Origin of the sequence: Curtobacterium sp. PhB142 (assembly GCF_004341255.1) — a bacterium.
In the GTDB taxonomy this organism is placed as follows: Bacteria; Actinomycetota; Actinomycetes; order Actinomycetales; family Microbacteriaceae; genus Curtobacterium.
In genome coordinates this window covers 298873-309751 of record NZ_SLUT01000001.1, presented here as the reverse complement: position 1 = coordinate 309751, position 10879 = coordinate 298873, and the positions used below count along the sequence as shown (strand labels likewise).

Annotated in this window: 7 protein-coding genes; 6 read left to right on the top strand and 1 reads right to left on the bottom strand. The window is 59.7% G+C overall.

The genetic code is table 11. The features are described 5' to 3' along the window. Window positions 1–24: 24 nt before the first annotated feature. Window positions 25–882 (bottom strand): hypothetical protein, encoded by an 858-nt coding sequence (locus EDF31_RS01460; protein ID WP_131844931.1) that lies wholly within the window; start codon window positions 880–882, stop codon window positions 25–27. Between the two features lie 985 nt (window positions 883–1867). Here EDF31_RS01460 and EDF31_RS01455 point away from each other — a divergent pair. From EDF31_RS01455 to EDF31_RS01425, 6 genes are all read left to right on the top strand, one after another. Beyond that, on the top strand, window positions 1868–2446 hold the full coding sequence (locus EDF31_RS01455) for a helix-turn-helix domain-containing protein (RefSeq protein ID WP_131844930.1): 579 nt from the start codon (window positions 1868–1870) through the stop codon (window positions 2444–2446). Then, complete coding sequence (locus EDF31_RS01450; protein WP_131844929.1) at window positions 2446–3687, top strand: MFS transporter; 1242 nt, start codon at window positions 2446–2448, stop codon at window positions 3685–3687. The genes EDF31_RS01455 and EDF31_RS01450 overlap by 1 nt, the downstream gene beginning before the upstream one ends. Window positions 3688–3894: 207 nt before the next feature. After that, on the top strand, window positions 3895–8004 hold the full coding sequence (locus tag EDF31_RS01445) for an alpha/beta fold hydrolase (protein WP_131844928.1): 4110 nt from the start codon (window positions 3895–3897) through the stop codon (window positions 8002–8004). Window positions 8005–8262: 258 nt separating this feature from the next. Then, a complete protein-coding gene (locus tag EDF31_RS01435; RefSeq protein ID WP_165901295.1) occupies window positions 8263–9171 on the top strand; it encodes an ornithine carbamoyltransferase in 909 nt (302 codons plus the stop codon). Continuing rightward, a complete protein-coding gene (locus EDF31_RS01430; RefSeq protein WP_131844925.1) occupies window positions 9168–10577 on the top strand; it encodes an amino acid adenylation domain-containing protein in 1410 nt (469 codons plus the stop codon). The genes EDF31_RS01435 and EDF31_RS01430 overlap by 4 nt, the downstream gene beginning before the upstream one ends. Continuing rightward, a complete protein-coding gene (locus tag EDF31_RS01425) occupies window positions 10570–10812 on the top strand; it encodes an acyl carrier protein (protein WP_131844924.1) in 243 nt (80 codons plus the stop codon). The genes EDF31_RS01430 and EDF31_RS01425 overlap by 8 nt, the downstream gene beginning before the upstream one ends. The last annotated feature ends 67 nt before the right edge of the window (window positions 10813–10879 follow it).

Genomic DNA, 10879 nt, shown 5'->3' with positions numbered 1-10879 from the left:
CGGCTGAACGCATGGTTGCGAGCTCTAGCGATCGCGCACGAACGGCAGCACACGGTCGAGTGCTTCCGCCGATTGCAGCCCGGCGATACGAAGCAGCGTTTTCAAGGGCGTGCCAGCTTCGAGGTGACCGACGAGCCAGGTGGCTCGCATTCTTCGCGTCTGGATCTCCGTCGGTGGTGCGGTGCGGGAGACGAAGTCGGTGATGAGGTTGACGTTGCTGCCGCGTTGCTCGGCCCGGAATGCCCAGCCGTGACCGTTCATGTGCTCGGTACTGCGGCGAAGGCCCGCAGCCCATTCGGTCAAAACCGGCACTTCCCGCGCTGCGTCACCGCTGTCGGCGTGCACGACAAGTGACTCCCCGGTCTGCTTCACGTCTTCGACCCGTTGCCGGATGATTTCCGCTGCGGTGAGTCCCGACCCGAAACCGAGCGAGAGCAGCGCAGCTGCAGAGGTCCGTCGCTCATCTGAGGTCTGTGCCCGAGACCACCCTTCGAGAGCTGCTTGCTCGACGACTGTGTATGGCGTGACTGCGTCGGCTTTCCCGAGCGCTTTGAACTTGCCGGCCGCAGCCTCGCCGAGGAGCGCCTCGGAGACGCGTCGGAGGCGGGCGCGGATGGTGTTCCGGCTGGCACGGTTGTAGCCGGCGAGGTGATGGACGACGAAGCGGTTCACCATGTAGGGGTCGAACACGGCGGCGTCGGTGAGGGGTGCGTACTCGCTGCGGGTGAAGTGCGTCAGGCGCGTGACGGCTGGGTAAAGTTCCCGCGCAGAGTATGTGACGAGGGGTTCGGCTCGGGCGACGACGTCGTGCACGTATGGGGCGATGGCGTCCCAGTCCTTGGCCGGCAGCTGCGGACGGTACGGACGGGTTGGTTCAGCCATGGCGTTGCCGGGACTGACGGACCGTGCCCTCTACGCTTTGGGTATGGGTCGTCCGATGCGTGCGTTGCCGGTGGAGCTCGCTGACGCTCCGTGGCCGGAGGTGCCTTCCTCGGATCAGTTCGGGGAGATCGCTCGTCAGTTCGTCTTGAATGTTCGCGATGCGATGGCGGGGCGAAGCCTTCGGGCGGTTGCTGCGGATGCCGGTATTGGACACGTCACCCTCCAGCGGGTGCTTGCTGGTCAGGCGTGGCCGGATCTTGTGACGATCGCACGTCTTGAGGTCGGGTTAGATGCGGCGCTGTGGCCGAGGCATCCTGCGTCGTAAACCTGTCGTTGAACCGGTGCGCCATCTCGTAGAACGCCGCCCACCCCGCTGGGCTTCGCTCCTGCGGCTCCGGCGGGTACCAATCGCCTTCGACTACGGACGCAAGCTCCTGCATTGACGTCCACGTGCCCGGGTCATGCTCGTCGAATGTTGGGGGAGCGGGACGCGTGGGGAGGCCGCCCCGATGGTCATAGTCGTTACGGTCCGCGACGAACTCGAGCGCGAGGCGACGTAGGCGCTGACGGAGCTGCGCGTCGTGGCCAGCGGACGAGATGCTGACTTCTCGTGCGTCGAGGTCCAGTCGGGCGGCCGCATGTGGCCTGCCGAGAGTGACGACAATCGTCACGGCGGAGCTACCGGCGATCGCTTCTACTCGGACCCCTTCGGGCGGTAAGACAGATGTCGGCCAACCGAGTCGCGGGATCTCGCGATTCCGGGTCAGCGCGAGGAACGCCGTGAGACCGTCCGGCGGTGTGTTCATAAGAAGGACTGTGCTACGTAGGCCTGGCGCTGTCTAGACCCACGCAAGACCGGTTCATGCCACACAAGCGAAGGCGGCGATGGCGCTCCCGCGAGGTTCAGCATGCTTGCGACCAAGGTTTCACACCGAATCGCCAACTTTGCTTTGCAAACACTCCTTTGCGGATGTAGCCTCCTTCCATGTCAGCTGCAGAGCGCAACGCGATCAGCCCGGACGTGGCAGCTTTACGCGCCCTCTCTCACCCGACACGGCTGCGCATCTTGGCTCACCTGCGGATAGAGGGACCGGCGACAGCAACCACCCTCGCAACCCGTTTCGGCATCAATACAGGAGCGACTTCCTACCATCTCCGCCATCTCGCGCACCACGGGTTCGTGGCTGAAGACAGCAGTCTCGGTAATGGCCGGGATCGTTGGTGGCGAGCGTCAAGAACCAAAACAAACACCCGAGGGAGGAGGGAGGACCTCGATGCAGAGTTGACAGTCACAGATGGGTACTGGCAGGCGCTCGCTGCATTGCACAACGAGCGAATGCAAGCCAGTATCAACGACCGAGGCCTTCTACCTCCAGCGTGGCGATCGGCCTCCACGATCAGCGACTGGAGTTTCCGCCTTCCGCCTCAGCGGGCTGAACAAGCTATCGAGGCCGTGTTTGCCGTGCTCGCTGCTCTCGAGGATAACGAAGAGGACACAGAAGCGGAAACCGTGATCTTTCAGTTCCAGGCATTCCCGATCAACGCGCACTTGGAGTTTCCCTGATGCCTGTGAGAAACAAGGCGCTTTGGGGCCTAGTCGCCGCGAACGCAGTCTCCGCCAGCGGCACGCGACTGTCGCAAATTGCTATCCCTTGGCTTGTGCTCACCAGTACGGGATCGGCCTCGAAGACTGGGATCGTCGCATTCGCTGAACTCGCACCACTCGTATTGGCGCAGACCTTCGGCGGCCCCTGGGTGGACCGACTAGGGCCAAGGCGCGTTGCTGTCTGGTGTGATGCCGCATCCGCCCTCTTGATCGCCATGTTTCCTGTTCTTTACGCTGCAGATGCCCTCAGTTTCCCGGCAGTGATTTGCATCGTGGCAGCATGCGGCTTTTTGCGAGGCCCGGCAGACGTCGGCCACCACGCCATGGTTCCGGACATCATCAGAGGCACGAAACTGCCTGCTGAGCGCGTTACTGGCCTCATTGGGACTACCGACAATTTGGCGGGCCTGGTCGGTGCGGGTGTCGGCGGCGGAATTGTCGCTGTCCTCGGTGCTGCAGACGCCCTAGCCCTAAATTCAGCCACTTTTCTGATCAGCGCTTTGATACTCCTTTTCGCCACCAACTCACTCAAGTCACCTTCCTCGCGGGCAGGTGACAAGGCGTCAGGCAGCACTGGGTCCTACTGGAGCAAATTGCGTGAGGGCTTCGCCTATCTCCGGTCGGATCGCCTTCTCCTTGGCGTGATCCTCCTCGTCGCGGTGACGAATATGCTCAATCAGGGGTACTCAACCGTGCTGCTCCCAACATGGGCGAAGGAAAGTGGGAACAGTGCTGCAATCATTGGTGTTCTCGGTGCCTGTATGGGCGGATCTGCACTGCTAGGTGCACTTCTAGCAACGTGGTGGGGGCCGAAAATGCCGCGCTTCACTATCTATATGATCGGATTCCTTTTAGCTGGGGCGCCGCGTTGGGTAGCGCTTGCGCTAGGACTCCCAGTTCCTGTCTTGATCGGCATTACTCTGCTGGCTGGTTTCGGCGCAGGGTTCCTTAACCCCGTCCTGAGTGCGCTCCAGTTCGAGCGCATCCCCGCGGATTTGGTCGGTCGAGTGAGCGCGACGACCCTCGCAGTTTCATGGGGACTGATGCCGCTTGGGGGGCTCCTGGCGGGCTTCTCCGTCACGCTGACCGGAGTGGGTTCCGCGCTGCTCCTGTTCGCGGCAATCTACCTTCTGGCGACTATGGCACCCGCATTTCTTCCCCAGTGGCGAGGGATGGGGCAGCGCCGTCCGGTCACCTGAAGCTGAAACAGTGCTCAGGCGTTCGAGGCCAGCGGCATCGCCTAACAGACACACTGATCAGCCCGACCCCTCGGCGGCGGAGAGAAAGCCTTGATGTTTCGCTCCCAGAGGTTGACGTGGGCCCGGAAATGAACTTTACTCGGTCAGTAGCGGCGCAACCGGGGCATCAACGGGGGTTCCCCCCGCGCGCTGAGTAGGGGCAAGAGCATGACTCTGACAACAGTGACGTTTCCTATGCCATCACGCGAGCGTCAAGTACTCCTTGCGGACAGGCGAGCGGAGACGCGCGGAGCATATGTGATTCCACTGGTATACCGCTTTCCAGGATTGCTAGAGCACGATCGAGTCCGGGATGCTTGGTTCGAAACTCAGATGGCGCACCCGGCCCTCCGGACGCGATACGACCTTGAACATTCGGATGGCTTGAAAAGCGTCGAAGATGCTATTCAAGTTGACAACTACCAATTTTTCGTTTCCCTGGATGAGGGGAAAGACCTGAAGCGTGTTGTCGAAGGGTATTCGCTGGCGACACTTCGCCCTGAAATCGGTGACGTTTGCCGTCTTACACACGTGCAGACGGGAACTCAGACAATTCTTGTGTTTGCTTTCCACCATGTAGCTTTCGACGAGGAGTCAATCCGACTTTTCGTTTCGTCCTTCGAGGCTTCGTTTGAGGGCGCACCTGCGGATGCGGCGGCAGATGGTGGTGATCCTGAGAGTGGTCCCGTCTTGTTTGCACCACGGCTCACGCCTCTGGCGGGCATGGGGGACAACTGGCTACCTCTATCACGGGGCCTCGCTCGCGATGGAACGGCTCATGCATCAGCGGGTCGACTAACTTTCGAAGTGTCTGCCGAAGACAACGCGCGCATCGCGCAGCTTCGCAAGCAGTTTCACGTCGGGCCGTTGGCGATCATCGGGGGAGCCGTTTGCGCAGCCCTTCTTTCCTACTCGAATAACACCGAGGCACATTTCGTCTCGCCGGTGAGTCGTAGGAGCAATAAAGAAAACAGCGTAGGCTATTATGTAGATCTTCTTCCCGTAAGGTTGAACCCGGGCAAAAGTAGCACTTTCGCGGGCGTATGTGAGCAGGTGCAAGAGCAACTTCTCGAGAACATAGACGCCGATCTCGAAGCTGCCCTGACGTTTGTGCAGGGCGAACGGCGGACGGCCGACCCTTCGAGCACGTACACACAGGTCACGGTGTCGCTGCACGCGGGAGGAGAGCGTCCTCTTCATCTTGATGGAATGGATGGGGCTCCGGTCGATGTGGCTCCCAAGATCGCCAAAAGCCCTCTAGCGGTACATGCCGAAGGTGTGGCGGTCGAGGGTGCCGGCTTCCGGGTCTCAATTGAATATGACCTTTCTGTCATCTCGGCAGATGCTGCAACGACGGTAGCAAACGATGTCGAGCGGGCGCTCAAATGTATGGTTGAGGATTTTCTTCAACCCCTCAACTCATCGGGGATCGGACGCTCAGTTGGGACGGCGCCGATGCGGAAGAGGTCCCGTCGAGGCCCACGCGCGGGAGGAGTTGATAGCTCCGGATCGAACGCCGCTTCTGCGAAGTCAATCGTCCGAGTCTGGGAGTCGACGCTCGGATTGAAAGGATTGGGGCCGTCCGACGACTTCTTTGACGTCGGCGGTGACTCGCTCAGCGCTGTCTCGATCGTCGGAGCGCTGCGGCACAGCGGGTACGACGTTTCAGTCGTTGATATCTTTCAGCACAGGACGCCACTGGGCATTGCGGCGAAGATCGGCAGCCGCGACCGCGCCGAATCTGCGGTGACGGCAAACGTGGCCTTTAGTCAATTGCTCGCTACCGACGTAGAGCGCCTTCCGCCCGATGCAGTGGATGCTTATCCGCTGACCAGCACGCAACTCGGAATGGTCATCGAGAACCAAGCGGATCCCGTCAGTGCTCTATACCACAACGTAACCGCCTACTCGATGCGGGACAGTGAACCGTTGAACGAACGGGCCTTGACCGCCGCCGTGGCAGCAGCGGTAGAACGACACGAGGTGTTACGCAGCTCAATCCATCTGCGTGACTACTCTGAACCTATCCAGGTCGTGCATGACGTCGCGGAAGTACCGCTGACCTTCGAGTCCGTAGCGGCTTTGTCGTCCGAATCCGGCGAAGACAGGGTGAAGCGATACATTGCCGCTGAGCGGGCCACGCCATTCGCGGAGGGTGAATATCCCTTAATTCGGTTTCACGCGATACAGGAAAGGTTGCAATGGCGCCTCGCGTTCACTGAGTACCACCCAATTCTAGAGGGCTGGAGTCTTCACGCGCTCTTGAACGAGATCCTAGAGGATTATAGAAGGCTGCGCCGCGGAATCGTTCCGACGAGGCCGAGTCCTGCCTTCAAATTCTCACAGTATGTAGCCCTCGAGAGGGAGGCGGCTGAATCCCGCGATCAGCAGGACTTTTGGCTCCGGTCAAGTGAAGGCTCTGCTGTCAGTAGAACACCAGAGGGCTGGTCGTCCGAGGAAGATGGTTATGAACAGAACTATCTTGACCTTTCCGAATACGTCGAGCCATTGCGCGCACTGGCAGTGCGACAATCAGTCTCAATGAAGACGGTATTCCTGACCGCCCACATCGCGGTGCAGGCGGTTCTGGCTGGAGAACCAGACCGCATTTCATCCGGGCTAGTGTGCGACACAAGGCCTGAACTACCGGGCTCTGAATCGGTGCTTGGACTGTTCGTCAACACTGTGCCGTTCGCGGTTGAGGTTGCCGATGCTTCCTGGTCCTCGCTTCTTCAGCGAGTAAGGCAGGCCGAGATCGATGTTTGGCCAAACCGTCGATTTCCCTACGGAAAGATTCTCGCTAAGCAACCAGGGTTGCGACAGGGAGACGTCCTCTTTGCCTACTTGAATTTCCGCAATATGGATCGTTCGATGGCGGATCCGGACGGCGGACTAGACGAGTCCCCAGGAGAATTTAACCTCGAAGTTACGGTTCAGGGCCGTCAAATGTGTCTCGCGGTGAACAAAAAAACAGTTTCGACGGAAGCGGTAGAGATTCTACGCGCGCTTTACCTGGCGGCCTTCGACGGGTTGGTCCAGGACGTGAAGGGGTCTGCGGTGGGGCTAGCGGATCGGGTTGCGCTACGAACCCCGAAGTTCATGTCGGTAGCCACGACGAGTCGACATGGTTATGCAGTGCCACGAGGCGTTTGGGGTGTCAGCGTGCCAGATCTCGATTCCGGCGCGATTGTCCGGCAGCTGGAGACACTGGGCGGCGGAATTCGGTCGCTCGAAGGGGTACCGAAAGGAATGAGCCGACTAACTGACTCTCATTCAGAAGCGGGCGCGGCAGATTCGGTCGAGGAGATCAGCAGGGTTCAGCAGGAGATCCGTGCGATCTGGGAGGCCGAACTCGGCATACGTCAGGTGGCGGTGTCGGACGATTTCTTCGAACTAGGCGGTTCGTCGCTGCTGGCGGTGCGTCTCCGTAGCCGGATTCAGCAGGACTACGGAGTAGCGATCTCCATCCCGAGGTTCTATCAAAATGCGACTCCCTCGGGCCTCGCGTCTCTCGTTGTCGCTAGTCGAGGTCAGCGGAGACAAGAGTCTGATGGAGACGGAGGCCTCTTCAACTTCGAGTCGATCCTCGGTCAGCACACAGATCAGGGTACCGTGGAGAAGAAGACCGCGGTGTTTATACACCCGGTAGGCGGTACCGCCTACTGCTACCGGCGCTTCGCGGAAGCTCTGAGGACGGACTTCAATAGCGTTGGAGTCAACGCCGAAGAATCCTTCGATAGCGACCTCACCGACGTCGAAGTAATTGCAGCGCAGTACGTCGCGCGTCTCACTGAACGCGGCGTATCCCCAGACCTAATCGTTGGATGGTCAGCTGGTGCCCTTATTGCGCTCGAGACAGCACGACAGTATGCGCGGCGCGACGCTTCCTCGATTCCGCCCCGCGTGATCTTGGTAGACCCGCCGTCCCCGCGCGCACAGCCAACAGCGTCGGAGAGACGCGTTGCCGAGGCGTTCCAGCTCATGATAAATGGTGACCGTACGTCGGAAACACCGGCGAGCGGGGCGAATGTGGATGCGAAGGCTCTTCGATCCACACATTCGAGGATTTTCCAAGCAGCTCGACGGTACGAGTGCGATTCGCTTTCCGCGGTCCGCGTGAAGCTTGCACTCGCTTCTGACAACCCGTACGGCACAGAATGGACAGGACTGGGGCTCGAAGAAACGGTGACCCTAAGTGGCGGGCACTTCGATGTTTTTGACGCCGGAAATTTAGACCTGCTTACTTCACTTACAAGAGAGACGACGGAGCACCTATGAGCGAAGAATCGGAACTCCTGCGGCGGCGTGCGCGGGAGGCGCTTGCGGAATGCTTGGGTCCCACGACGGACCTCGACTCATCTGATTCCCTGTTCGAACTCGGTGCGTCGTCGCTAGACATCTTACGCATCGCCCACGCTTTGACTTCTGTCGCTGGAAAACCGATTCGGCCGAAGTTCATTTTCCAAAACCCGTCAGTCCATGCACTGGAACTCGCGGTTGTACGTGCGCGTCGCAGCGCAGACGATGAGGTCAACGATGCATAACTACTTGTCGGGCGCCGCGATCTCCGCGGCTGACCTGCGTTCCCTGATAGCCACTTGCCGTAAACTTGAGGCCAGTGGGTACCCGCGCGACTCGCCGGCGGCCGGTCTCGTTGTAGGTGGGCTTTTCACGCTGACCTCCACCCGCACACGCGCTTCGTTCGCTTCGGCGACGGCACGGCTCGAAGCGAAATGGATCGACATGCCGGCGTCGGGCATGCAACTTGCCACGGGCGAGTCTTGGGAAGACACGTTCTTCGTGCTTTCGAAGTACATGGATGTCTTGGTGATCAGGAGCGGGTTGTCGACGGCAGAGCTCGGGGACCTTTGCTCGCGCTCCTCACTATCAGTGATAAACGCGATGTCCTCAGATGAGCATCCAACGCAGACTGTTGCCGACCTCGCGACGATCGAGTTGATTTGTGGGGGGCTCGATGTAGACCTCCTGTACGTGGGTGAGAGCAACAGCACGACTCACGGTCTTATAGCAGCGGCTGCTCTTCTGCCTGAACTTCGTCTCACCGTCGCTTGCCCAGACGGGTACTCGTTGTCAGCGCCATATCGCGCGATCGCCGACAGTACTCCTAACATTCGAGTCGAGTCTGCGATGGATGCGGTGGAGGGAAGACACTTCGATGTTCTCTACACCACCCAGTGGAACACGACAGGTGCGGAGCCGAAGCCTTTTGGCTGGCAGCAAGCGTTCGTGCCGTTTCAGATCAACGATCAGCTTGTATGGAGCACTAAGGCGAGTTTGGTTCTCCATGACCTTCCCGCGCGTCGCGGTGAGGAAGTGAGCGCTGCGGTCATGGAGCGGTTCAGCTACTCAATTGGAAAGCAGGCGGAAATGAAAATGCACGCAGCGGGGGCAGCTCTTCTCCGCACGATGGGGAGTTCCCTTTGATCGCCGACAGCCTGGCAGCAGTTTTCAGGCACGCGGTTGATCATTTCCCGGACCAGGTTGCGCTCCGAACTAGTACGGAGGCCTTTAGCTATCTTCAGCTGTTTGCCGCGGCGGAGGCTGTTCAGGTGAAGATACAGTTCGCGCCGCCTGGCTCACCGGTCAACATCCTGGTGAGCCGCGACGCGGAGTCTGCTGTCAACATACTCGCCTGTGTGCTGTCTGGCCGGCCTTACGTTCCTGTTGATAAGACCTATCCTGCCGAGCGTCAGAACTACGTTCTCCAGGACTCTGGTGCTTGGTTGACGCTCGACGGACTGACGGTTGCGAGTGCCGCGCCCGTGCTGGACCGGAGACTTCCTGACGGTTCGGCCTATGTTATTTACACCTCAGGATCGACGGGGCGGCCGAAGGGTGTCGTGGTATCCAATCGGGCTGTTTGCAGCCTTCTTGGCGCGACAACGGATATACGTGAGCACGGTCGTCCAAAATCGGTGTGGTCGAGTGTGCATTCTTTTGCGTTCGACTTCAGTATTTGGGAGATGTGGGGTGCGTGGGCCGGGGGACACGAACTGCTTCTTGTAGATTCCCTTTTGACTCGGGACCCGTGGGAGTTGGCTGAATTCCTCACGGCCGCAAAGGTTACTCACCTCTCCGCCACCCCGACGTTGCTGGGGATGCTCGTGGAGGCGGACGCTCGCCTCGCCGATGTGCGGCGGATGTATCTGGGCGGGGAGCCGGTAAATATCGACGATGTGACTTCTTTCCTTTCCTACTCCGGAAGCGCCGACCTCGAGATCCACAATATGTACGGAATCACGGAGAGCACGGTACATGTGACCGACAGCATCGCGCCGGCACCATCTGGTCCTCTCGGTGGTACCTCAATTGGTAAGGCCCTGGATCACCTCGAAGTGAGTATCCGGGATACCGAAGGACGGCTCTTGCCAGATCGGATCGTCGGTGAATTGTGGGTATCGGGAAAAGGCCTCGCGACAGAGTACCTCGGCCTCCCTGACGTGACACGCGCGCGCTTCGTCACCGACGCTGAAGGAAGCCGTCACCTCAAAACGGGTGACCTCTCGTACTCCGATGCCGGGGTTTTCTACCACGTAGGCAGGGGTGACCGCCAGGTTCAGATCCGAGGATTCCGCATCGAACTCGGGGAATTGGAAGCCTGCTTAGCGGGAATGCCGGGTGTACGTAGTTGCAGAGCAATGGCTCGGAACGACGACAGTTTGGAAAATCTTCTGCACGTCGACGTCTCCCTCCGCAAAGGCGAACATGTCGATGCGCGGGCCGTCATTCAGTACGTCCGCGCGCACCTCCCAGCACAATTCGTTCCCAGTTCCGTGAAAATCGTCGAGCAAGGCATCACCACCAACGGGAAGGTTGCTTTCGATGGATGAGACTCCAAGCATCGCGGAGATCGAGGCAGCAGTCACTGAACAGTACCGGTCGCTTCTCAGCGCCGGCGACGTCTCTCCCGATGACGACCTCTTCGCGCTGGGTGGCGACTCGCTCCTGCTCACTCGAGTCCTCGGTTGGGTCCGAAGCGAATACAAGGTTCGCGTCTCGGCGATCAACCTAATCGAGTCTGCGTCACCGCGGCGTGTTGCGCGTCTGATCGTCGACCAGTTATGAGCGTTTACTGAAGCATTCAGGATTGGGGAGAATTGTATGACTATGTCTATTTCGGTCGTGTATGGTT